Below are 24,125 nucleotides of genomic sequence, written 5' to 3' on the forward strand. Positions count from 1 at the left end.
CATTTTCAGTGGCAGGCTCCCGACGTCAGGCATCTGGCGTTTACTGCCTGATGTGCCCATCACCCAGCACTACCCATTTCTGGCTGGTCAGGCCTTCCAGACCCACCGGACCGCGGGCGTGGATCTTGTCGGTGGAGATGCCGATTTCGGCACCCAGACCGTACTCGAAGCCATCCGCGAAGCGGGTAGACGCATTGACCATCACCGAGCTGGAATCCACTTCCGTCAGGAACTGGCGGGCTCGGGTGTAATTCTCTGTGATGATGGCCTCAGTATGGCCTGAGCTGTAGCGGTTGATGTGCTCAATGGCCGCATCCAGATCGCGGACAATTTTCACCGCCAGGATCGGCGCCAGGAATTCTTCGCTCCAGTCAGTTTCGGTGGCTTCGTTCATGCTCGCCACCAGGCTGCGGGCCTGCTCGCAACCGCGCAGCTCGACTCCTGCTTCCTGATATCGAGCGGCCAGCTGAGGTAGCACCTGTCCTGCAATGGCGTTGGCCACCAGCAGGGTTTCGGTGGTGTTACAGGTGCCATAGCGCTGGGTCTTGGCGTTGTAAGCCACTTCGATGGCTTTGGCGATATCCGCCTGGTCATCAATATAGGTGTGGCAATTGCCATCCAGATGCTTGATCACCGGTACCCGGGCATCATTACTGATGCGCTCGATCAGGCCTTTGCCGCCACGAGGGACGATCACGTCCACAAACTCAGGATGGCTGATCAGTTCCCCGACCGCGGCGCGGTCGGTGGTTTCAACCACCTGAACTGCTGTATCAGGCAGGCCAGCCTCACGCAGGCCAATGCGGATGCACTCGGCGATGGCCTGATTGGCGTTGATTGCCTCGGAGCCGCCACGCAGGATGGCCGCGTTGCCGGATTTCAGGCACAGGGCGGCGGCGTCGATGGTCACATTGGGCCGTGACTCGTAGATGATGCCAATGACACCCAGCGGAACCCGCATCTTGCCCACCTGAATGCCAGACGGACGGTAGGCGAGATCGGTGATGGTGCCCACCGGATCGGCCAGACTGATGATCTGCTCAAGCCCTTCCACCATGCCGTCAAAACGGGCCGGGGTCAGCTCCAGCCGGTCAAGCAGGGCGGCGTCCAGGCCGTTGTTGCGGCCATTGTCCAGATCCTGCTGATTGGCTTGCAGGATGGCACTGCGGTGGCTGCGCAGGGCGCTGGCAATCGCGCCCAGTGCCTTGTCCTTGTCGCCAGAGCTGGCGCGGGCCATGGCCCGGGAAGCCTGACGAGCCTGCTCGCCAAGTCGCTGCATGTATTGCTGGATGTCCATAGAGTCACAAACTGAATGAAGTAAAGAGCGGCATTATAGCGAACCGGGCGGATTCTGGATAACTCTGGGTGAGTCAGTGTCCTGAAGGGGCTGCCGCTGGTCGGTGAGTCTTCTCGCGTACGCGCCGTCAGGTCGTTCACGGCAGGGTGTAAATATCGGCTAACGAGCTTGGGTTTTTCCCTTCAGCCCCGCTGGTTCGGGCGGTACAGCGTTGTTTGTCGCTGCCTTATCACCTTGGATGATGTACGGTGCTTTACGCTTACATACAAATAGTTAAGAATTGAAAGACTTTGCTACATGGCGGCGCTATGGCCGTACATGCTGGCACGATTGTGCCACCTTGTAGCGTTTATTGGCGAGTTTACCGGTGCCTTCGAGGGCATCCCAAAAACAAGAACAACGCACACGGAGCCAACCTCATGGGCATCCATTACGAGGAATACACCCGTTCGGGTATCAAGGCCGCGCCCCTGCAGCTGTATGTGGGCAAATGGCGCATCGATTATCTGGCGTTTTCTCATCCTGACAATGCGCACAAGCCGCCCTTGCTGGTGGTGGGTGGAGCGTTTCAGAACTTCACCTCTTACAAATACTGCGTCGAGCGTATTTACGAAGATTTTCCGGTGATCCTGGTCGACCTGCCGTCCCTGGGTAATAACACCCAGATTGCGCCGGATCTGAGCATGGAGGATCTGGCGGACCTGTTGTTCGAGTTTTCCCGCCTTTCCGGTCTGGCCACGGTGCACCTGATGGGGCTGTCCCTCGGCTCCGCCATCGCCAGCACTTTTGCTTTCAAGTATCCGCAAGCCACAGGCAAGCTGATTGTGGCGGGTATTGTGACCCGTCCGCGCAAGAGCTGGCGCATGCTGGTGGATGAGTCCAAGCGTGTGCTGGGCGAAGGCCGCATGGACGAGTTCAGTCAGGCGGTGGTGCTCTACCTGGTTAATTACAACCGCATCAAGGAAACCGGAATCACGCCAACCGCTCGCAAGCTGTTCCATCGGCAGATGAAAAAGCTGTCTGACAACGAACAGGAAAGATATGTGATCAATGGCAGCCGGTTGCTGTCAGTGGAAGGGCTGCTCGGCTATCCGGAGTGTGAGACCCTGGTGACCACCGGAGAGTACGACAGCTTTACCCTGCCCTGGGAAAACGCGTCCTTTGCGGAAAAGTGTCCCAATGCCCAGTTTGTGCTGATCAAGGGGGCGGATCATCTGCCACAACTTGAGAAGCGTGAAGTATCACTGGATCTGTTTTCCACCTTCCTGCGTGGTGAGTCCATAGAGAATGTGGAAGGCACCCGTTACTTCAGGAAAGGTGAATCAAAACAGCTTGATCGCCGCCGTGCCGAGCGTTTGACTCCCTGCAACAGCCGCGGCCATGTCACCAGTGAATCTCGCATTGGCGATCAGTACCGTTTCAACAAGCCGGTGAAGGTGGTGGACATCAACTTCTTTGGTTGTCTGATCAAGCTGGACGAGCCTGGCTTCTCTCTGGCGGATCACGCCCGTGACTGCACTCTGACGATGGAAAGTCCGGATCTGAAGCTGGATCTGCTGGTGTTTGATTATGATGACGAAGGCTACCTTCGCTGCCTGTTCAAGCATGGCAACATCGAGATGGCGGATCGCTTCACTGAACTGCTCAAGGACAGCCAGTATTTTCTGAGTCCGAGCCGTGATGAGAAGGTGCATCGGATTTACGGCTGATTCCAGAGGCAGTGAACAGTTAATAGTGAATAGTTAACAGCTAAAAGAATGGTCCAAACCAAAGAGGCCGCACCCGGATTCGGGCGCGGCCTTTTTGGTTTTCTGGGTTTAGTTATTCATTATTAACTATTAATTATTAATTGCCTTCAACGCTCGCTTCCATGATCCGCACCATGGGGTTGCCGCGGGTTCTGGGGATCGGCAGCTGGCCATAAAAGTGAGCCGGGTTGTGAATTTGCAGCTCGTTGAAGCCGAGCTGTTTGAAATGCTGGATGGCTTCGTCATCGGCGTGGAAGTGAAAGCCCACCTGGCTGCGGGAGACTGCGCCGAGCATGTTGCCCAGTACCTTGAGCGTGCGGTAGAAGGGCATGCCGCGATAGAGCGGGTAGTTGTCGGTGAGATAGGTGCCCTGCGGAAAGGCCTCGAGTGATGTTGCGAGTTTTTTCCAGAACTCCGAAATCACCGGCAGCGGGAAGTAGTTCACCAGACCTTCGGTAATCACCACCACCGGTTTGCTTTGATCCAGTTGGCCCAGCACATGTGCCAGGCTTAGCTCGCCTTCGTCGGCAAAGATATTGATCGGCATGACCTTGTGACGCTGGCTCAGCACCTGATGCTCCTGCAGAAGTTGCTGCTTGCGCTGGGCCATGTCTGGCAGGTCGGTTTCAATGTAGTGCAGTTGCGGATATTGCTGACAGAAGCGGTGGCCGCGAGGCGACAGACCACAGGCAATTTCCACCACCTGAGTGACGCCGCTATCGATCAGCTGATGCAGCCGATGATCAATCAAGTGATGGCGCTGGAGAAGGAAGGTGCGGATGTTGCCGCCGACAATGTGGCGGCCGACAAATTCGAAAGGTGCCAGTGCGCCATAGAGAAAAGCCCCGCCGCGGGTGCGGAAAAAGGGGGCGGATATGCCGTCACGGGTCCACACGTGGCCAGTGTACAGGGCGGTAAAGCTGATGGAAGAGGTGTCCCGGGGTTCGCTCATTGTTGTTCTGCTGCTGTTCATCGTGGACAGACAGGCTAGCAGAGTTTTGAAATGGAGTGAGGGCCATTTGCGCCAAATGTAGGTGAACTGACGAGTCGGACCAGGCCTGAGTGCGCGCGGGTAGGGGGCTGGCCGCGGTTGCGGGAAGGGCGTTTGGGGATTTCGAACAGCCAGAACATAGACAGGAACAATCCCCGCCATGACTTTTCGCTTGGTACCTCGCTGCTGTCGCCGGGATCGTTGTGCAAGGGGATAGATGGGTGGTAATGAAAAAACGAGGTGCTAGAGCACCATCGGGGCTGCCACCGCGTCACGTTTGGCCTTGCCGCACAGGGCGTCCACCAGGGCGAGGGAGAACTCCAGTGCGGTGCCAGGTCCGCGGCTGGTCAGACAGCTACCGTCCCTGACCACGCGTTCGTGGACTCGGCTCTGGTCAGGCAAGGTATCTGTAAACGCGGGATGGCCGGTGGCGGCGACGCCTTCCAGTAAACCATTTGAGGCCAGAGCCAAGGCCGGAGCGGCGCAGATGGCACCGTAAAGTTTGCCAGCGGATTGCTGCTGCTTAAGCATGCGAATCAGCGTGTCGTTGGCGCCGAGGGTTTCCGCTCCCGGCATTCCCCCGGGGAGTACAATCAGGTCGAACGCCTTGTCTACCAGGTCTTCAATCAACGCGTCGGCCTCGATGCGGGTGCCGCGGGCGGCAACGATACCCGGTTTGCCGGTCACGCTGGCCACAGTGACATCCACCTCCGCACGCCGAAGTACATCGATAAGCGTTACTGTTTCGATATCTTCGCTGCCATCAGCGACAGGGATGAGGGCGGTGGGCATGGTCGGGCTCCTGCTTTTTGCTACAAGCTACAAGCTACAAGCTACAAGCTACAAGCTACAAGCTACAAGCTACAAGCTACAAGCTACAAGCTACAAGCTACAAGCTACGCTCGAGTGGAAAGTTAAACCCAAAATAGTTCCCGGGTTTTTCGAAGAACGGAAACGCCTTCCAAATTGTCGCGTGCGGCAACCCGCAGGATCTGATGCCGCTGTAGGAACGTAGCGTAGCGGAGTAACGCACGCAGTGCGGCCCCGAAGGGGTGAGCGCAGCGAATAAAGCCAACTTGTTGGCCGAAGGACTTTCAGTTTGGTATGGCCTCTGCAGAATGGTCTGGGCTCTGTTCGGCCAACAAGTTGGCTCTCCTGCAGGCAGGCTCCCACAAAGCGATGCCGCACGCTTCACGCAACACGCCTGCTTTGCATCAGGGATCCAGCTTTCTACCGTTCCATGCTTCTTGGCAGCGGCTTGCCGGCGAGGCGCAGGGCCAGATTGGTGATGTGTTGCCAGGGGTCGCCCTTGGCCATGCCTTTGACGCACTGGTCGGCACGGATGGCGCTGGCCTGGGCAGCACGGAGCTGTTGCGGATTGAGACGTTGAGCCTGGAGCTGCATGGCGCGGGCCCGTTGTGGCGGCAGCCGCGGTGGCTGGCCACCTGCGACCATGCCATCGAGCATGCGGATGTCGCGGCTCAGGGCCCACAGCAGTACGGGCGGTTCTACCCCTTCGGCGCGCAGGGTCTGGATAATGTGCATTACCCGATGTGCATCACCCTGGGCGGTGGCTTCGGTGAGGTCAAACGGGGAATAGCGACTGGAATCGCCCACCGCCTGTTGAACGTCTTCCGGGCTCACCTGACCGTTTTCAACCAGCAGCGACAGCTTGTCCACTTCCTGGGCGGCGGCCAACAGATTGCCCTCACTGCGTTCGATCAGCAGCGCCATGGCATCATCATTGGCATGCAAGCCGCGGCTGGCCAGCCGGTCTTGCAGCCAGTTACGCAGGTTGTTGCCCTCCACCGGCCACACTTCAATGATCGCGCCGATCTCGTCAAGGGCTTTCACCCAGGCGCTATTCCAATCCTTGCGGCGATCCAGTTTGGAACAGTGAATCAGTAGCAGGGTGTCGGACGAGGGCGAGGCGAAAATTTCGCGGAGAATTTCGCTGCCGTTTTTGTCCGGACGTTTGCTGTTGAGTACCAGCTCCAGAATCCGGCGGCCACCGAACAGGCTCATGCTCTGGGCTTCATTGCGCAGGGCGTTCCAGTCGATGCCGGTATCTGAAGAAAACCGGTGCCGTTCGTCGAAGCCTTGATCACGGGCGGCCCGGCGCAGGTCGTCAAGCAGTTCCTGTTGCTGCAAGGGTTCGTCTCCGGCAACCAGATACACTGGTTTCAGATCTGCAGACAGGTGCTTGCCGAGTTGCTCCGGACGCAGCCGCATCTCAGTAGGGCTCCCAGCGCTGTGAGGCGGTGGCGATCTGGTTGATCAGCCGGATGGTCATATCCTCATAGAGATCGTCGCGCACGAGATCTTCTTCATCAGAGGAGGCAGTGGCGTTTTCCGGATACCAGGGCAGGGTACGAATGGCGCGCAGCCTGGCGGGCGTAGTGAGAAGGGCTCCACTCTTGCGATCCTGGATATGCCAGTAGAGCGTATAGCGCAGTTCGATTTCTGCCTGACGACCCTGGAAATCCACGGCAGAGGTACGCCGCATCCAGTCCTCGTCATCAATGACCAGCAGGTAGGGGGATTCGTTGTGTGTGAGCACGCCCTGTTTTTCCAGTTGGTCTTCCAGGGTGTAACGCAGCTTGGTGCTGGCACCCTTGATGGTCAGGGTTTCCAGATTGGGCTGGTTGGTCACGCCGCGCAGCTGCCAGCCACAGGCGCTGAGTATCAGCGCCAGTAGCAGGGTAATCACGATATTGGCAGACACCCTCATGATGGAGTCTCTCACGTTAATGCAGGCGGATGCGGCCGCCTGCGTTTTAGTTGGCGACGATGTTGACCAGCTTGCCGGGTACCACAATGACCTTGCGGATGGTCTTGCCTTCGATGAATTTCTGCACGTTAGGCTCATCCTTGGCAAGGGTTTCCACCGAGTCCTTGTCCGCGTTGGCTGGCACGGTCAGCTTGGCGCGCACCTTGCCGTTCACCTGCACCACCAGTTCGATGCTGTCTTTCACCAGGGCGCTTTCATCCACGCTCGGCCAGTCGGCGGTCAGCACCGTTTCATCATGACCCAACGCTTGCCACAGGGCATGGGCTGCATGGGGAATGATTGGCGCCAGCAACAGCACCGCGGCTTCCAGCGCTTCGTGTTTGACGGCGGCGTCGCCCTCAAAACGGCTTACCTCATTGATCAGTTCCATCACCGCGGCGATGGCGGTGTTGAAGGTATGACGACGGCCGAAATCATCACTGACTTTCTGGATCGTTTCATGGGTCTTGCGGCGCAGGGCCTTGGCGTTGTCGTCGAGCGTATCCCGATTCAGGGCGCCAGGCAGGCCGCCTTCCACATGCTCGGCTACTTGCCGCCACAGACGCTTGATAAAGCGCGAGGCGCCTTCCACACCAGAGTCATTCCATTCCAGGGATTGTTCAGGTGGCGCGGCAAACATGATGAACAGGCGTACGGTGTCGGCTCCGTACTGCTCAATCATTTCCTGCGGGTCCACGGTGTTGCCCTTGGACTTGGACATCTTGGCGCCGTCTTTCAGCACCATGCCCTGACACAACAGTTGCTTGAACGGTTCGTCAGAATTCACCAGGCCGGTATCACGCAGCAGCTTGTGGAAGAAGCGTGAGTAGAGCAGGTGCAGGATGGCATGCTCGATACCGCCGACATACTGATCCACCGGCAGCCAGTAATTAGCGGCAGCCGGATCCAGCATGGCTTGATCATTCTGGGTGCAGCAGTAACGGGCGTAGTACCAGCTGGACTCCATGAACGTATCGAAGGTGTCGGTTTCGCGTAGCGCGGGCTGACCGTTGTAGGTGGTCTTGGCCCATTCCGGGTCGGCCTTGATGGGGCTGTTGACGCCGTCCATTTCCACGTCGGTGGGCAGTACCACTGGCAGTTGGTCTTCCGGGGTGGGGTGCAGCTCGCCGTCCTCGGTTTCCACCATGGGGATCGGGGCGCCCCAGTAACGCTGACGGGACACACCCCAGTCGCGCAGGCGGTAATTCACTTTCTTTTCGCCCAGATTGCGTTCGGACAACCAGGCTGCAATCGCATCGAAGGCCTCGGCGGAGGTCATGCCACTGAATTCACCGGAGTTCACCAGCTTGCCTTTTTCGGTGAATGCCTCGTTGTCCAGGTCGATGGCTTCACCATTAGCAGGCTCAATCACCTGAGTGATCGGCAGACCATATTTCTGCGCGAATTCAAAGTCGCGTTGATCATGGGCGGGCACAGCCATGACCGCACCGGTGCCATATCCCATCAGCACGAAGTTGGCGATCCACACCGGTACCTGCTCACCGCTGATCGGGTGAGTCGCAGTGAGGCCGGTGGCGATGCCTTTCTTTTCCATGGTGGCCATGTCGGCTTCGGCGACCTTGGTGTGCTGGCACTCTTCCACGAAGGCGGCAATGTCTGCGTTACCTGCGGCAGCTTGCTGTGCCAGCGGGTGGCCTGCGGCCACGGCCACATAGCTCACCCCCATCAGGGTATCCGGGCGAGTGGTGTAGACCCGCAGCGGTGCTTCGCCTTCGATCGCGAAGTCCAACTCCACCCCTTCAGAGCGGCCGATCCAGTTACGCTGCATGGTCTTGACCTGCTCAGGCCAGCCATCCAGCTGATCCAGGTCCTTAAGCAGCTCTTCTGCGTAGGCAGTGATCTTGATGAACCACTGCGGAATGTTCTTTTGCTCTACCGGTGAATCACAACGCCAGCAGCAACCATCGATGACCTGCTCGTTGGCCAGCACGGTCATGTCATTGGGGCACCAGTTCACGGTGGACTGCTTGCGGTACACCAGCCCTTTTTCATACAGCTTGGTGAAGAACCACTGCTCCCAGCGATAGTATTCCGGGGTGCAGGTGGCCAGTTCGCGGTCCCAGTCGTAACCGAAGCCCAGACGCTTGAGCTGGCCTTTCATGTAATCGATGTTTTCGAAGGTCCATTTGGCGGGCGCCACCTTGTTCTTGATGGCCGCGTTTTCGGCGGGCAGACCGAAGGCGTCCCAGCCCATGGGTTGCAGCACGTTCTTGCCCTGCATGCGCTGGTAGCGGCTGATCACGTCGCCGATGCTGTAGTTGCGCACATGGCCCATGTGTAGTCGGCCAGAAGGGTAGGGGAACATGCTCAGGCAATAGAACTTTTCCTTGCCGGCCTCTTCGGTGACCTTGAAGCTTTGGTTATCCTCCCAGAACTGCTGGGCTTGGGCTTCGATTTGATCGGGGCGATACTGTGCGTCCATCGGGTCTCTTTAATGATCACAAAAACAGATTGAATACGGGCGCGGAACCTTGCACTGGCCGATATGGCCAGATCCCGGGAAGGGCGCCGGCAAAGGAGACATAGGATACATGAGCTCGGCACGGATTTCTCAATGCTCTGGAGGTAATCGCCGATTTTGTCGGACCGGCTGTGGGGAGTCTGGCCTATGGCGCTGACCTGGTTGGCACTGATGGTGCTGGTAGGAGCAACCCTCCCGGCCATTGTGCGGGGACTTCTGCCGCCGTTACCCCGGCGAATCACCGGCGTGACGCCCCAGGCGGTGGTGGTACTGGGGGCTGGGCGGCGGCAGCATGACGGCCAGTTCTCCCTGACGACCCGCGGGCTAGGGCGGCTGCAGCTGGCCGCTCGGCTGGCCCATGAGCATGGCTTGCCGCTGGTGGTCAGCGGTGGCCAGAAAACGTCCATGGCGGTGGATGAGCCGTCGGAATCGGCATTGATGGCTGATCAGGTTCGTCGCCACTGGCCTCACCTGCAGGTCTTGCAGGAGAACGAAAGTCGTAATACCTGGGAAAATGCGGTGAATACGGCGGCGTTACTTGCGGAGCAGCGAATCGATGAAGTGATGCTGGTCAGTGATCGCGCCCACCTGCCGCGGGCGTTATTGTGCTTTCAGAGTCAGGGGGTGCTGGCGCAGGCCGTCTGGCAGAAACGTCTTCCCAGACACGCCTGGCGGCCTTCAGCCGGGGCGCTGACCATGGTGCCGGAGATCTGGTACGAGTGGCTGGCGCTGGTGTGGTATCACCTGCGTTATTTGTGAGAGATACTCTCCACGCAACACGCGAAAGCTACGAGCTACGCTTGATTGGAGAGGAAAACCCAAAATAGATCTCCGGTTTCCGGAATTTCTACGAAGCCGCTGTAGGAGCGAGCCTGCTCGCGATCCGAGCCCAAGCGAGGTAAGGATTCCAGGGTGTACGTAAACCGCTCTGTTTCTGTAGGAACGTAGCGTAGCGGAGTAACGCACGCAGTGCGGCCCCAAAGGGGTGAGCGCAGCGAATAAAGCCAACTTGTTGGCCGAAGGGAGAGTCAGAAGCGAGGGACGAGTTTCGAGTTGCGAAAACCTCAGGAACCATCAGGTTTTGCCTTCCGAAACTCACTTCTCGTTACCCGAAACGCCAGGTTCGGCCAACAAGTTGGCTCTCCTGCAACTCCCCCGAAAGATTTGGTGATCAGGACAGGACCACCTGCCTTGGCCCGCGCCGAGGTTTCCTTTTCAGCTTTAAACTTTAAACTTTCAACTGATTTCCGCGGGCAGGGCCAGAGCCGGTTGGCATGGCCTGTCTCGCGTTGCAGCTCGCAGCTTGTGGCTTGTTTACCCCCGACGCTGATCCAGGCGTCCCACCAGGCCGCTGAGGTCGTAGCCTGCATTGGCGGCGGTCTTGAGAATGGTGTCGTTATCCAGCTCGTCCGCCTGGCTCAGGGCCCACAGGGTGGTGCAGCGGGTGCCGGTGCGGCAGAACGCCAGAATCGGTGTATCAGAGAGGGAGACGATCGCGTCGAATCCGTCGATATCGGTCTCGCTGATGTTGCTGCCCACCACGGGCTGATGGGCATAGGCCAGACCGGCGGCTTCAGCGGCGGCCGCCATGTCAGTACTGCTGGGCTGGTCTTCCGCTTCGCCGTCAGGGCGATTGTTGATCACCATTTTGAAGCCGGCCTTGGCTAGTTCGGCCATATCTTCCGGTTGCAGCTGCTCAGCCACAAAAAGGGTGTCAGTCAATTTCTTCGGGGTTGTCATGAGGGCTCCTTTCAATGTGTCTTCAGCTTACCGGCGTGTCGTTACTGTGCAAGTCATGGTTGGCATTTTTGAGACACTCCGGCGCCAGATCTTCGATGGCCTGGTAATGGGTCAAATAAATATTCCCTGTCAGCTGCCCCGGGAAATGGGCCAGGTTGAGCTGGTCCATGACCGGGCCTTTGATCTCGGAAAAATGCAGGGTGACGCCGGCATCGCTCAGGCGCTGATTGAGGCTGAGCAAACCATCCACTGCACTGGCGTCGAGATGGTTGATGGCGGCGCCGTTGACAATGACATGCTCGGTTTGCGGTCGCTGTAATGCGGCATCATAGATCTGGTCTTCCAGACGGCGCACATTGGCAAAGTACAAAGCCTCATCAATACGGATGCTGAGGATACGCGGCGATACCCGCACTTCATGGCGCTGCACATTGCGGAAGTGTTCAGTGCCTGGAACCAGGCCAATCTCCGCCACATGGGGCTGGTTGGTGCGCCACAGGTACAGCACCAGCGAACTGATCACCCCGGCCATGACGCCGACTTCCACGCCAAAACCCAACACCCCGAGGATGGTGATGATCATGGCGGCGAAATCCAGCCTGGAAAAATGCCAGGTGTGTCTGAGGGCGCCCAGATCCACCAGCGACAGCACTGCCACTACAATGGTGGCAGCCAGGGTTGCCTTGGGCAGGAAGGCAAACAGGCCGGTCAGAAAAAGTGCTGTCATGGCGATGCCAACGGCGGTAAAAACACCCGCCATGGGTGTCTGTGCGCCAGCGTCAAAGTTCACGACCGAGCGAGAAAAACCGCCAGTAACCGGAAAGCCACCGCTGAAGGCGCTGGCCAGGTTCGCGGTGCCCAGGCCCATAAGCTCCTGGTCGGGATTGATTCGCTGGCGACGCTTGGCGGCCAGGGTCTGGGCCACGGAAATGGATTCCACAAAACCGATCAGGCTGATCAGGATGGCCGGCACCAGCAACTGCTTCCACAGTGCCAGATCGAGACTGGGCATGACAAAGCCGGGAAGGCCGCGGGGGATGTCTCCGACGATGGCCAGGCCGCCCTTGTCCAGGTGGAGCCAGGCGGTCAGCAGGGTGGTGACCACCACGGCCAGAACCGGGCCGGCCTTGCTGGTCAGGTCTGCCCAGAAAGGCTTGAAACCGATTTTCAGTAGTAGGGGCTTGAAGGCCTTGCGCACCCAGAACAGAAACAGGGTGGCCGAGCCGCCCAGTGCCACCGTGGGCCAGTGGATGTCTCCGATATGCATGTAGAGGGAAACGCCCAGCTCATAGAGGTTATGCCCGCCAATGGGAATGCCGAGCAGATGCTTGAGCTGGCTGGCCGCAATCAGGAGGCCTGAGGCAGTAATGAAACCGCTGACCACGGGATGCGACAGCAGGCTGGCAATCCAGCCCAGCTTGAACAGGGCCATGAGCACCAGGAATGCACCGGAAAGGGTGGCCAGCAGGATGGCGGCAGTGAGGTACTGTGCGCTGCCTGAAGCGGCAATTTCACTCGCGGCGGCGGCCGTCATCAGAGAGGCAACGGCCACAGGCCCCACGGCCAGAGTACGGCTGGTGCCGAACAAGGCATAGACCACCAGCGGCAGAATGCTGGCGTACAGCCCCACTTCCGGTGGGAGACCCGCGAGCATGGCATAGGCCAGACTCTGAGGGATCAGCATGATGGTCACGATGACAGCGGCCACCCCGTCCTGGGCTGCGGTTTGCCGGTTGTAGTCAGGCAGCCACTGGGAGGCCCCCATCCACTGGGGAAGTCTCATCAGCGTTTTTCCGGTCCGGCCAGCCACTCATGCCCCTTCAGCATCAGACTGAAGTAAATGCGAGGCATGGCGTAGCGCTTCAGCCACCACATGCTGGTACGGGGCACGACAGGATTCAGTGGGAAACTGGGCTGCAGTTTGCCGCCATAACCAAACTCTGCCAGCACCACCTTGCCTTTCTCCACAGTCAGGGGGCAGGCGCCGTAACCGGCGTAGCGGGCTGTCATGGGGCGCTTGTCCAGGTAGGCGAGCAGGTTCTCTGCCACTACCGGTGCCTGTTTGCGCACGGCGGCGGCGGTCTTGGCGTTGCTGGCGCCGCAGGCATCTCCCAGGCTGAACACATTGGCGTAGTGCGGATGCTGCAGGGTGGCTTCGTCCACGGCGACCCAGCCGGCCTCGTTGGCCAGTTCGCTGTTGCGCACGAATTCCGGGGCGCGCTGGGGGGGTACCACATGGAGCATATCGAAGGCTTCGTGGCGCTCGTGGGTTTCGCCGTCTGCGTTGGTGTCACGGAAGGTGGCGGTCTTCGCCGGGCCGTTCACCGCTATCAGTTCGCTGGTGAAGTTGAGGTGGGCGTTGTAGCGCTTCACATATTCCATCAGCGGCGGCACAAAGTCGGCCACACCGAACAGCACGCCACCGGTGTTGTGGAAGTGCACGTCGATGTTGTCCAGACAGCCCTGTTCCTCCCAGTGATGGCAGGATAGGTACATGGCTTTTTGCGGCGCACCGGCGCACTTGATTGGCATGGCCGGCTGGGTGAACAGGGCGCGTCCCTGCTTGAGATTCTGCACGCACTCCCAGGTATAGGGCGCCAGATCATAGCGGTAGTTGCTGGTGACCCCGTTCTTGCCCAAGGTCTCTTCCAGGGCGGCAATGGCGCCCCAGTGTAGTTCCAGTCCCGGAGCAATGATCAGGGTGTGATAGCCCAGGTGCCGACCATTTTCCAGCTCAACCTGGTTCTGTTGAGGCAGCAGGCGAGTTGCCCGGCTGCGGATCCACTTGGCGTTGGCTGGAATCAGTGAGGCGGTGGAGCGGCAGGTGTCGGCTTGATTGAAACAGCCGCCACCCACCAGGGTCCAGGCAGGCTGATAGTAATGGCGATCGCTGGGCTCAACGATCGCGATGGAGAGGGACGGTTTGCGCTTGAGCAGGCTGGCGGCCGCCGCAATACCGGCAGCGCCGCCGCCCACGATCACCACATCCCAGATTGAATCATCAAGTGGCATGGCGAGCTCCTTAAAGCGCGTTGAGTGGAATCTTCAGGTAACTGACGCCATTGTCTTCCTCGGGGGGAAGGTGGCCTGCGCGCATGTTGACCTGCACTGACGGGAGAATCAGGCGCGGCATGTCCAGAGTGGCGTCGCGGGATTCGCGCATGGCCACGAATTCCTCTTCGCTGATGCCCTCATGTACATGGATATTGTGCTTGCGCTGATCCGCCACGGTGGTTTCCCACACATATTCCTTGCGGCTGTCCGGGAGATAGTCGTGGCACAGGAACATGCGGGTTTCATCCGGCAGTGCCAGCAGTGTCTGGATCGACTGGTAGAGGGTACGCGCATCCCCACCGGGGAAGTCACAGCGTGCGGTGCCGTAGTCCGGCATGAACAGGGTATCCCCGACAAACACGGCATCGCCGATGACATGGCTCATGCACGCCGGGGTGTGACCGGGAGTATGCATGGCCCGGGCTTCCAGGTTGCCCACCTTGTAGGTTTCCCCATCCTTGAACAGGTGATCAAACTGTCGGCCGTCGCGGGCAAATTCGGTTTCCGCGTTGAATACCTTGCCAAAGGTTTCCTGCACGGTGGTGATGTGCTCGCCAATCGCGAGCTTGCCGCCCAGCTGCTCCTGGATCCAGGGCGCAGCAGAGAGATGATCGGCATGGACATGGGTTTCCAGTAGCCAGTCGACGGTGAGCTTTTCCTGCTTCACATAGTCAACAATCTGCTGGGCACTGCCGTGACGGGTGCGGCCGGAATTGGGCGCGTAATCCAGTACGGAATCGACGATGGCGCAGTGCCGTGTTTCCGGATCGGTCACCACATAGCTGACGGTATTGGTGTCATGATCAAAGAATGCTTTGACGTCGGGGCGTGACATGGTGCTCTCCCAAATGGATTCGACAATGTCACTGTTATAGGGGCTTTGAGGCCCAAAGTCAAATTAGCTATAAGTATATACCAATAAGGAATATGCAGCTGTTGCCTGATTCGCTATTCCCTGATTCTGAAACGGGAACCTGCCACCAGCAGGATCACTGCCAGTAACAACCAGGGCCACACGCCGGTGGCCATGAACGGGGTGGTGCCCTGCCGGGGCTGGTACTGGCTGAGCAGCACATCACGCTCGAACTGGGGCAGCGCGTCCACCACCTTGCCCTGCTCATCGATCACTGCTGTGACGCCATTGTTGGTGCCGCGCAGCAGCCATCGACCGGTCTCCAGGGCGCGCATGCGTGCCATCTGGAAGTGCTGTAGCGGGCCGGCGGACGTACCAAACCAGGCATCATTGCTGATGGTGATCAGGGCGTCTGCGCCATGACTGCGTGTGGCAACCTGCTCCGGGTAGAGAATCTCATAGCAGATAAAGGGAGCGATGGTGTGACCCAGAGTGTGCAGGTTGGCCTGTGACGGATCACCCGGGGTAAAACCAGACATGGGTAAGTCGAAAAAAGGGATCAGCCCGCGAATCAATGATTGCATCGGTACATATTCACCGAAGGGCACCAGCTTTTGCTTGTGATAGACCCGCTCATGGCCGTCTTCGGAGATCAGCGGAATGGCGGCGATACTGTTGTGATAGGAGACACCACGGTTGTCCACAGTACGCCAGGGCACCCCGGTAATGAATGCCCCGCCGCGCGCTTCGAGGGCTCTGCCCTCCGCTTCCACGAAATCCGGTGTGCTCTGGTAGAAATCGGTCAGTGCTGATTCGGGCCAGATGACAAGATGACCATCAGGGATGGTGGCGGTGAGCTCATGGTAGATTTCACGGGTGCGCTCACGCATGGATATCTGCCACTTGAGATCCTGGGGAATATTGCCCTGAACCAGGGCTACAGGCTGCATCGCGCCATTGGGTTGGGTAAAAGTCAGGTTATGCGCGATGGCGGTCCCTGCCAGCAGTAGTGCTGACATACCCAGTGAAAACCAGCGTTGGGGGCCGCTCTGGCGTAACTGGATCGCGGTACTGGCCAACAGCACGGCGGCAAGAGTGAGTAGCCAGACACCGCCAATGGGGGCGAGCGGAGCAAGCGGGGTGTCGATCAGACCATAGCCAGCATATAGCCACGGAAACCCGGTGAGGAACCAGCCTCGTACCCAGTCCAGTAGCAGCCAGCTTCCGGCAAAGACCAGCGCCGATCTGCCCAGACGCCAAGTGAGGGTGAAGCTCAGCCCATAGAAGAGAGCCAGAAAGGCGGCAAAGATCGCGGTGAAGGGAATGGCCATCCACAACGGCATGAAGCCGTAATCATGCATGGAAACATGTACCCAGCTGATGCCGAAACCAAACATGCCCAAGCCATAGAGCCAGCCACGCAGCAGGGCTTCCCGGGCGCTGCCCGCCTGCTGTTGGCAAAAGAAGCCTGCCGCAATACTGACAAACAACATGGGCCACAGATCGTAGGGGGCAAAGGCTAGCGGAAAGAGCAGGCCGGCCATCAGGGCCAGCAAACGGTAACGCATGGTTATCCTCGTTTCATACCGGCAGGCAAGCCGCCCGGCGGTGAATTATGGAGTCTGTGCAATGGGTTGAATAAAGTAGCAGTAAATAATGATCAACGGTCGAGGGGAGAAGTTGAGAATCTAACGCTCAAAGTTGCAACAAAAGCGATCTGGCTACCGGGCAATAACAGCAAGTCCCGCGCACAGACTGGCGGCCTTGCCCATGGCGCTGGCGGATGAGCAGACGCTTTTAGTTCCTTTCAACGTTACGCTCTCAACTCAAGCATCCCCCGGAACCGGAACGACTGCTTAGGGGGCATCATAGTGAATCGCTTTTGCAAGTACCATCCGGGCACCGATGCTCTCTGGTTCTGTAAGCATGATGGGCTGTACCTGTGTCAGCAATGTGTGGATGGTCGCGATGATAATTACAGCGAGGCGCGCTGCCTGCTGTGTAACCAGTCCGTCGAACCCTTCGGGCAGGGCAGTACGGCCCCGCTCTGGCATCGACTGGATCGTTTCCTGCAATACCCAATCCAGCTTTCGTTGCTTCCAGCCCTGTTGATCTGGGCGGTGGTAGCGGCTGTCATCCCTCCGATTCCTGCCCTACTGGCATTGGCCGTGCTGGGGGGAATTCCCGCCTTTGGCTTTGCGCAGGCGATCATGGCGGACAAGGCGCAGAGCCGACGTCACTATCATCGTCAGCGTACTCCGCGTTGGCAAGATCTCTCTTCAGGCCTTGGTTGGGCTGGCGCACTGCTCCAGGCCGCCCCAGCGATTGTGTTGCTTCTGGCGTCGATGGCTTTGATGACCTGGGTATCGACGGTGGCTGGGCTAGTGTTGGGTGGGGTTGCCATGCTGCTGATGCCTGCGCTGTGGTTATCGATTCAGGTGCATGGGGCGACGCCCGGTGCCTGGGCTGCAGCGCCCACCTATATATTCTCCGCACCTCGGGATTATCTGGTTGCCGCCTTGGTGGCTGTGCTGGGCTGGTTGTCATCTGCGGCAGTGGTCATGGTGGTGATGGATGTCCTGCCGGCAGCGTTGACCCAGGCGGTGGGAGGGGCATTGGCCGCTTACTGGTGGTTGTCTCTCGCTGCCGTGTGCGCTGCCATGCTGGAAAGCCACGGGCGCCTCTGGGGGCTGAATCCAGGGGCCCCCCGGGTGACCCAGCCACTTGCAGAGCGTCGAGAGCATGTGCTGTTGTGTGCCGGCCGCTTCGATAAGGTGCTCTTGTCTTCAGCCAAGGTGGTGAAAACCAAGAAGGCCAGTCTGGCGGATTGGAAAAAAAATGATCATCTGCTGGCGATTCTTGGCAAGGATAGTGAGCGCCAGCAGCAGGTAGAGCCCTACCTGGATGTGCTGGTGGCTGCCAATGACTGGCCCGTGGCTTTGCAAGTCATTACTGATCAGCGCGCACGGGAGAGTAATTGGTTGCCCGCCGGGCCTGCCATCAGACTGAGCATCGCCAAGGGGGTTTATGACCTCGCACCGAAGATGGTGGTGAACTTGCTAAAAGACTTGCACCAAAGTTACCCGGATTTTGATGACTTGGGGGAGGCCTATTTGTTGTTGGCCAAAACACTGGGGGAAAAATTCGGGTTATCTGGAAAAGCAGAGCAGTATCTGCGCTTTGTGGAACACAAATGCCAGAGTGCGAGGTTGCGCATGCAGATTAATGAATTGCGGCAGGCATGGGCGGATTAGCCCGTAGCTATGCTCGATTGGATAAGAAAACCTAAAAAGTTCCCCGTTTTTTTGAAAAACGGAAACGCCTTCCAACCCGTTGAGTTCGGCGCCATCAAATTAGCTGGGCTCCCAGTAGGAACGCAGCGCAGTGGAGCAACGCAAGTAGTTCGGCCCGAAGGGGGCTAGGCGAATCCCCATGGTTGCATAGCGATCAGCAATTTCAGCCTTGGCAGGATTTGAAATACTCCCTTCGGTGCCTCGCTTCGCAAGGTTCGTTCTCCAAAAGGGAGTTCCCTCAGTGGGGATCTGGCACCGAGCTCTCCCCCTGCAGCCTTTCCTTGATTAGTGCATTCTGGAAATGCACTCCGCAGCACTGTGATCGAATGAAATGCTCAGTCTCTTGCTGAATCATTCACGCCTGATAATTCACCCTTTTGGCCTAGGGTAGGGGTTTATGTTTTGTGCAAATATTTGTGCCAACTTCTTTTTGCTGGGGGGCTTATGAACAAGTTGATTTCTGCAATGGTGCTGTCGGTTGTCCTTTTGGTACCGGCAAGGCCAGTTTTTGCAGCCGATACGCCTTTTATTGGTGAAATCATGTGGGTGGGATACACATTCTGTCCGCGTGGCTGGACGGAAGCTAGTGGACAGCTGCTGCCGATCAGCTCACATACGGCACTGTTCTCGCTCTACGGTACGACGTTTGGAGGCGATGGGCGCACAACCTTTGGGTTGCCGGATCTGCGGGGTCGAATGCCTATGCATGTCGGCCACGGACCTGGCTTAACTGATCGCCGGTTGGGAGTAAAAGGAGGCCGAGAAGAGGTGGTATTGCAGGTCAGTGACGTGCCTTCTCATCAGCATGGCCTGACGCAAGCATCCGCTACCCTGCATGCCAGCAAGCTGGCGGGGGAAACACCTTCTGCTGAGACCGCAATGCTGGCGGATGGCCAGCGGGCTGCGGTGTATGCACCTGCACCTGGCAGTGCTGCAGATGTGGTGGAAATGGCGCCCGAAAGTGTGTCGGTAAATGGTAATACCGATTTAATGGGGGGCGGGCGGGGCCATGACAACATGTCACCCTATCAGGTGCTGCGCGCCTGTGTCGCGCTTCAGGGGATTTACCCTTCCCGTAACTGAGGACTGCTGCCATGCGATTAGTTCCCTGCGTAGCTACTGCCGGCCTTGTCCTTCTTGCGGGAACGGCCTGGGCGGTGGTGGAAGAGTTTGATGGTGGGCTTTGGGCGCATCATGAGTCTCTGTCCAGCCAGGTGCTTACCGATGATTTGATCATTACTGCCGAGAGCGGCGGCAGCATGAAAGGGGTGCGTGATCCGTATGCCCTCTATCCCGGCTTTGATCCAACACGCCCGGCAACAGCGGTAATTATTGAGCCCCGTAATCATGCCTATCTGACCCTGCAGGCTATTGGCGGAACTGATCTGTTTCAGATGGCTGAGCCGCTGCTGACAGTGAGGGGGTTTCGTGATGGGCAGGAAGTGGTCGCTCAATCCATGGGGCCGTTGTGGAGTGATGATACGAAGTCGGGGGTTGTGGCCATATTGAGCGGGTTCGAGAAGGTTGAGCGGGTGGAGATTCGCTCGGATGACAGTGCGCCAGTGAGCGATGTGCACTTTTTTCTTGAGAGCGTCGCCTATGAAGTGATGGACGAGCTTCCTGTGACGCCACCCTCACCGCGGCCGGTAACCGATCAGGACTCTGCAGGTAGCGTGCCGACTCCGTTTGGCAATGGTGGGGCAGTATTCGGTTTCTGGTTCTTTTCAGTATTGCTGATACTGCGGCGTTACAAGCGGATCTAATCGTTTCGCAGAGTAGGCCGAGGTTATCGATGCTTATCGATAGCTTCGGGTCCAGCCCACATCAGGTCAGCGAAGGTTGGTTTGGGGGTTGGTGCTGAACTCATTGCGGTAGCGCGTTGGCCCGCTGGCTTAGTCCTTCCTTTAGCAAGGCGTCACGGAGGACGCCGAGCGCGCCCTTACGGCGTTCCTGTTCGTCAGAATACTCAGCATGTTGCATCGCCAGCTGCTCAGCTAACTTGAGCTCCTCCGCGGCGGTCAGGGTAATGACCAGTTGCCACAGGGCAGGCTCGGGCAGTTTGGCAGCATGCTGTCGATACTGCCTCCAGTGGTGTGCGATCTGAGTGGCCTGTGCTGCATCGTCAACCTGAAGGCTGAAAAGGATGTTTGCGGTCTGATGCCAGTCTTCCGGCGTGGGTTGCTGCATTTGTTGGGCCGTGAACAGTCCAGTCAGGGCGTCGAATTGTTCAGGCTCGCTTTTAAGGACTTCCCGGAAATGGCGCTCTGCAGTGCCGCCATCCAACTTTCCCAAGGCACTCCAACCGTGAGTTAACGCCTGTTGCAGCTCAACGTTAATGGTCGCAGCATCTTGCTCAGGGACTTCTTCCGCGCTTTCATGGGGTTGAATTACCACGGCCAGCAGTGCGCCCCCGAAGGCTGCAAGCAGGCCCGCCGACAGATTGGCAAACATCGGTGTTTTGGTGAAGGCAATGGCAGCCAGTAGCAGCAAAGGCACGATGCTTACAATCCAAGCTGGGAGGCTTAGTGAAAGCTGTTCCGTTTTCCCTTTTGGCAAGGTCAGATGAATCGGCTCACGGGACAGGGCGGCGGCGGCAGCGAGGAGTGCCATTACCGCAGGGGCAGCCCCATGCAGGGGTGTTTCGCCAAGCCCAACCGTCATCAAGTAGCCGGCGCCGCTGAGCAGGCTGCCCGCCAGCCAGATCACCACTATCCTTCCGGCCCCGAGTTGGCGTTCCAGGCGTAGGGCAACAACGGCGAGGCCAACAAGTCCAAGCAGCGTCAGCCAAAGTGAGCCGCCGGTGAATGGTGCCGTGAAAAAGCGCGAAGGGCGTGGGTCTGCTGCGGACAGGCCCCAACGATATAGCGGCGAATTTTCCAGCTGCTGCGGCACCTGCGCACGTAAGGAGCGCCATTGTTCGATCTGTTCGGATGACCAGAAGTCGCGGGCGCGTTTGTCACTATCTTCGACAAACTGCGTTGCAAACATGGCTGCGGCATAGCCATGAGGATTACCGTTGCTTAACTGCTTTTCGAGGATTTTTGCCTGCTCTGCGTTGCCATTGAAGCGCAGCCAGGACAAATAGTTGTTCCATTCCAGCTGTTGTAGACCGCTGCTTTCATACCAGCTCAGCGCGGTTTGTTGCCCCTTGCCCGGGTTCAGGAACTGGCTGGCTAATAGCAGGGCGCCCAGCAACATGAGCGCCCATGGAAAGCTTTTCCAGTCGAGTTTGGTAGCGTCAGTCGCTGGCCTGTTCGGTGATGGGTTCATTATTGTTTTCCCCCGGCGGTGTCACGCGCAGCAATCGTATGGTTCTGCCATCGGCGCTGAGTACCGTGAAGCGGTAGCCATCCAGGTCTACGGATTCATCGCGCCCCGGCAGTCGACCAAACTTCTGCATCACCAAGCCCCCGATGGTGTCGAACTCTTCATCGCTGAAATCGCAGCGGAAGTGCTCGTTGAAGTCGTCGATGGGCGTCAGCGCCTTGACGGTATATTCGTCGTTATCCAGATTCTTGATTAGATAATCGTCTTCTTCGATATCATGCTCGTCTTCAATCTCGCCGACGATTTGTTCCAATACATCCTCAATAGTCACCAGCCCGGCGATGCCGCCGTATTCATTAACCACAATGGCCATGTGGTTACGGCTGATGCGGAACTCGCGCAGCAGGGAATCGAGACGCTTGGATTCCGGTACTACCATAGCCGATCGGGTGTGATCCTTGATCGAGAAACGTTCCATACGGGCAGGATCGAGGATCAGCGGTAGCAGATCCTTGGCCAGTAGCACGCCAATCACTTCGTCCGGGTCATCACCGAGCACCGGAAAGCGGGAATGGGCGCAATCGATGATGGTGGGCAGGAAGTCACGTGGGTCGGAGCTGGAGCGGATGCTGACCATTTGCGAGCGCGGAATCATGATTTCCCGCACCTGCATATCGGCCACGCAAATGGCCCCTTCAATGATGCCGAGGGTATCCCCGTCAATAACGTCGCTGTCGCGCATGGAGCGAATCAGTTCCAGCAGCTCTGACCGGTCACCCGGAGTGGAAGAGAAAAACTGGCCGACACGCTCCAACCAACTTCGGCTGGTACCGTTATCCGAATAATCGTCTGACATCAGGGGGCTTGCTCCATTTTTTTATCAATTGTGTTATCGGTTGCATCGACATAGGGGTCATCGAACCCCTGTTCTGTCAAAGCGCGAATTTCCAGTGTTTCCATGACGGCGGCGTCGTCGTCATCTATATGATCGTAGCCCAGCAGGTGCAATACACCATGGGTCACCATGTGAGCCCAGTGTGCCTGCAGGGATTTATGCTGTTCAATGGCTTCCTGGCGGACCACGCTGTCGCAGATGATGATGTCGCCCAGCAGCGGCTCCATCGCATCGGCGGGCAGCCCCTCGGGCATTTCAAAGGGGAAGGACAGCACGTTGGTGGGTTTGTCCTTGCCGCGGTAGTCCCGGTTGAGTTCGCGAATTTCATCTTCATCCACGATGCGCAGGGTGATGTCTCCTACGGCACAGCCTGCGACCTGGGAGGCATGGCGAGCCCAGGCAATAAGCTGGCTGTCGTCAGGGGCATCCGTGGGCTCGACGGCCCACTGGATGTCAACGTTGGCTGTCGGTATCCCGCTCATGACGGTCGTAGGCCTCTACAATACGTTGAACCAGCGGATGACGTACCACGTCCTTGCTGTCGAATGTGGTTACACCGATCCCTTTTACCCCTTCCAGCACTTCCAGAGTATTGACCAGGCCAGAGCGCTGGTGACGCGGTAGATCCACCTGGGTTACGTCCCCGGTAATCACGGCGCGGGTGCCGAAGCCGATTCGGGTCAGGAACATTTTCATTTGTTCCGGCGTGGTGTTCTGGGCTTCATCCAGAATGACAAAACTGTTGTTCAGAGTGCGTCCGCGCATGTACGCCAGCGGAGCCACTTCGATGACCATGCGATCCATCAACTTGGCGACCTTTTCAAAACCCAGCATTTCATAAAGAGCGTCGTAGAGCGGGCGCAGGTAGGGGTCGATTTTCTCGGCCAGATCGCCGGGCAGGAAACCCAGCTTCTCACCGGCTTCCACCGCTGGACGCACCAGCAGGATGCGCTGCACTTCGGCCTTTTCCAGGGCGTCTACGGCGCAAGCCACGGCGAGCCAGGTCTTGCCGGTACCGGCGGGGCCGACACCAAAATTGATGTCGTATTTCTGCACGCTCTTGACGTACTCGCGCTGGTGGGCTCCGCGGGGCTTGATCTTGACCCGGCGGGTGCGGATGACCACGTCATCTGAGGGAAAAGGCACGGTATTATCCGCGCTGTTTCCTGTCGCTTTCTCCGCCACACTGGATTGCTGAAGGTGCAGATGCACCTGTTCCGGCGTCAGCTCGGAGCCATCGCGGGTCTGGTCGTACAGCTCGGAAAGGATGGTCGCAGCGGCTTCCACCAGGTCGGCTTCACCGGAGAGGTGAAACTGGTTGCCGCGATTGTGGATATCCACGTGCAGACGTTGGGCGATCTGTTTGATGTGTTCATCCAGATGACCGCACAGGCTGGCCAGGCGACGGGAATCGTTGGGTTCGAGACGAATATGCTGAGAAGCGAGTGGTGTGTCCAAGATGGAAAAGGTGGCCCTGCGGGCTGTTGCAAAGGGTTTCAGAATACTCCGAAGGCCGCCTTCGGGAAAGATAATTTGCTGTCACTGATGGCAGTTACCCTAACGCCACCGACGGTCGGGCCGCAAGGCGGGTTGAACGACTGTCTGACAAGTGGGGTTAAACCACGCTCGGGCCAACGACTGCCAGCTTACCCGGGCCTTACGATTTGTAACGTTCCGCTACATCCAGACCTGCCGCGACCGCGTAACTGTGTGAGTACCCGCTTTTTGTTTGCCG

20 protein-coding genes are annotated in these 24,125 nt (G+C 58.3%); 5 read left to right on the top strand and 15 right to left on the bottom strand.

Annotation, left to right across the window (positions count from 1 at the left end):
* Window positions 1-40 precede the first annotated feature (40 nt).
* Window positions 41-1,297: a glutamate-5-semialdehyde dehydrogenase gene (locus GFN93_RS07705; RefSeq protein ID WP_153500289.1), complete on the bottom strand. Its 1,257-nt coding sequence runs from the start codon at window positions 1,295-1,297 to the stop codon at window positions 41-43.
* Between the two features lie 419 nt (window positions 1,298-1,716).
* On the opposite strand from GFN93_RS07705, the gene GFN93_RS07710 reads away from it, so the two are divergent.
* Complete coding sequence (locus GFN93_RS07710; protein WP_153500291.1) at window positions 1,717-3,006, top strand: alpha/beta fold hydrolase; 1,290 nt, start codon at window positions 1,717-1,719, stop codon at window positions 3,004-3,006.
* Window positions 3,007-3,142: 136 nt separating this feature from the next.
* Here the strand turns inward: GFN93_RS07710 and GFN93_RS07715 are convergent, their stop codons facing one another.
* The 5 genes from GFN93_RS07715 to leuS form a co-directional block, all read right to left on the bottom strand.
* Window positions 3,143-3,997 (bottom strand): class I SAM-dependent methyltransferase, encoded by an 855-nt coding sequence (locus GFN93_RS07715; RefSeq protein ID WP_153500292.1) that lies wholly within the window; start codon window positions 3,995-3,997, stop codon window positions 3,143-3,145.
* Between the two features lie 282 nt (window positions 3,998-4,279).
* Window positions 4,280-4,828 carry a DJ-1 family glyoxalase III gene (locus tag GFN93_RS07720; RefSeq protein WP_153500294.1) on the bottom strand — a complete coding sequence of 183 codons (549 nt, stop codon included), beginning with the start codon at window positions 4,826-4,828 and terminating at the stop codon, window positions 4,280-4,282.
* Between the two features lie 438 nt (window positions 4,829-5,266).
* On the bottom strand, window positions 5,267-6,268 hold the full coding sequence (holA, locus tag GFN93_RS07725) for a DNA polymerase III subunit delta (protein WP_153500295.1): 1,002 nt from the start codon (window positions 6,266-6,268) through the stop codon (window positions 5,267-5,269).
* 1 nt (window position 6,269) lies between these two features.
* Window positions 6,270-6,767, bottom strand: coding sequence for an LPS-assembly lipoprotein LptE (locus GFN93_RS07730; protein ID WP_153500297.1), 498 nt, complete (start codon window positions 6,765-6,767; stop codon window positions 6,270-6,272).
* A gap of 46 nt (window positions 6,768-6,813) precedes the next feature.
* Window positions 6,814-9,249 (bottom strand): leucine--tRNA ligase, encoded by a 2,436-nt coding sequence (gene leuS / locus GFN93_RS07735; RefSeq protein WP_153500299.1) that lies wholly within the window; start codon window positions 9,247-9,249, stop codon window positions 6,814-6,816.
* Between the two features lie 186 nt (window positions 9,250-9,435).
* On the opposite strand from leuS, the gene GFN93_RS07740 reads away from it, so the two are divergent.
* Entirely contained in the window at window positions 9,436-10,047 is a 612-nt protein-coding gene (locus GFN93_RS07740) for a YdcF family protein (protein ID WP_153500301.1), read from the top strand.
* Between the two features lie 555 nt (window positions 10,048-10,602).
* On the opposite strand, the gene GFN93_RS07745 is transcribed toward GFN93_RS07740, so the two are convergent.
* From GFN93_RS07745 to lnt, 5 genes are all read right to left on the bottom strand, one after another.
* Window positions 10,603-11,028 (bottom strand): TIGR01244 family sulfur transferase, encoded by a 426-nt coding sequence (locus GFN93_RS07745; protein WP_153500303.1) that lies wholly within the window; start codon window positions 11,026-11,028, stop codon window positions 10,603-10,605.
* A 22-nt stretch (window positions 11,029-11,050) separates the two neighbouring features.
* Window positions 11,051-12,811, bottom strand: coding sequence for a SulP family inorganic anion transporter (locus GFN93_RS07750; protein WP_153500305.1), 1,761 nt, complete (start codon window positions 12,809-12,811; stop codon window positions 11,051-11,053).
* Entirely contained in the window at window positions 12,811-14,040 is a 1,230-nt protein-coding gene (locus tag GFN93_RS07755; protein WP_153500307.1) for an NAD(P)/FAD-dependent oxidoreductase, read from the bottom strand. Before GFN93_RS07755 ends, GFN93_RS07750 begins: the two co-directional genes overlap by 1 nt.
* A 10-nt stretch (window positions 14,041-14,050) precedes the next feature.
* Window positions 14,051-14,917, bottom strand: coding sequence for an MBL fold metallo-hydrolase (locus GFN93_RS07760; protein WP_153500309.1), 867 nt, complete (start codon window positions 14,915-14,917; stop codon window positions 14,051-14,053).
* 113 nt (window positions 14,918-15,030) lie between these two features.
* Entirely contained in the window at window positions 15,031-16,503 is a 1,473-nt protein-coding gene (lnt, locus tag GFN93_RS07765) for an apolipoprotein N-acyltransferase (protein ID WP_153500311.1), read from the bottom strand.
* A gap of 303 nt (window positions 16,504-16,806) precedes the next feature.
* Here lnt and GFN93_RS07770 point away from each other — a divergent pair, with 303 nt between their 5' ends.
* From GFN93_RS07770 to GFN93_RS07780, 3 genes are all read left to right on the top strand, one after another.
* The gene (locus GFN93_RS07770; RefSeq protein ID WP_328594394.1) at window positions 16,807-18,189 is read left to right on the top strand and encodes a B-box zinc finger protein; all 1,383 of its coding nucleotides are present in this window, start codon (window positions 16,807-16,809) and stop codon (window positions 18,187-18,189) included.
* 483 nt (window positions 18,190-18,672) lie between these two features.
* Window positions 18,673-19,311, top strand: a complete 639-nt coding sequence (locus tag GFN93_RS07775; RefSeq protein ID WP_235901729.1) for a phage tail protein — start codon at window positions 18,673-18,675, stop codon at window positions 19,309-19,311.
* 11 nt (window positions 19,312-19,322) lie between these two features.
* Window positions 19,323-19,991: a hypothetical protein gene (locus GFN93_RS07780; protein WP_153500313.1), complete on the top strand. Its 669-nt coding sequence runs from the start codon at window positions 19,323-19,325 to the stop codon at window positions 19,989-19,991.
* 100 nt (window positions 19,992-20,091) lie between these two features.
* On the opposite strand, the gene GFN93_RS07785 is transcribed toward GFN93_RS07780, so the two are convergent.
* Genes GFN93_RS07785 through GFN93_RS07800 form a run of 4 tightly spaced genes read right to left on the bottom strand, consistent with a single transcriptional unit; the run spans window position 20,092 to window position 23,848 of the window.
* Window positions 20,092-21,498, bottom strand: coding sequence for a rhomboid family intramembrane serine protease (locus tag GFN93_RS07785; RefSeq protein WP_153500315.1), 1,407 nt, complete (start codon window positions 21,496-21,498; stop codon window positions 20,092-20,094).
* The gene (locus GFN93_RS07790) at window positions 21,467-22,351 is read right to left on the bottom strand and encodes an HlyC/CorC family transporter (RefSeq protein ID WP_153500317.1); all 885 of its coding nucleotides are present in this window, start codon (window positions 22,349-22,351) and stop codon (window positions 21,467-21,469) included. The genes GFN93_RS07785 and GFN93_RS07790 overlap by 32 nt, the downstream gene beginning before the upstream one ends.
* Window positions 22,351-22,872: an rRNA maturation RNase YbeY gene (ybeY, locus tag GFN93_RS07795; RefSeq protein ID WP_153500319.1), complete on the bottom strand. Its 522-nt coding sequence runs from the start codon at window positions 22,870-22,872 to the stop codon at window positions 22,351-22,353. The genes GFN93_RS07790 and ybeY overlap by 1 nt, the downstream gene beginning before the upstream one ends.
* On the bottom strand, window positions 22,844-23,848 hold the full coding sequence (locus GFN93_RS07800; RefSeq protein WP_153500321.1) for a PhoH family protein: 1,005 nt from the start codon (window positions 23,846-23,848) through the stop codon (window positions 22,844-22,846). The genes ybeY and GFN93_RS07800 overlap by 29 nt, the downstream gene beginning before the upstream one ends.
* Window positions 23,849-24,125 lie beyond the last annotated feature (277 nt).

Source organism: Alcanivorax sediminis (assembly GCF_009601165.1).
Lineage (GTDB): Bacteria > Pseudomonadota > Gammaproteobacteria > Pseudomonadales > Alcanivoracaceae > Alcanivorax > Alcanivorax sediminis.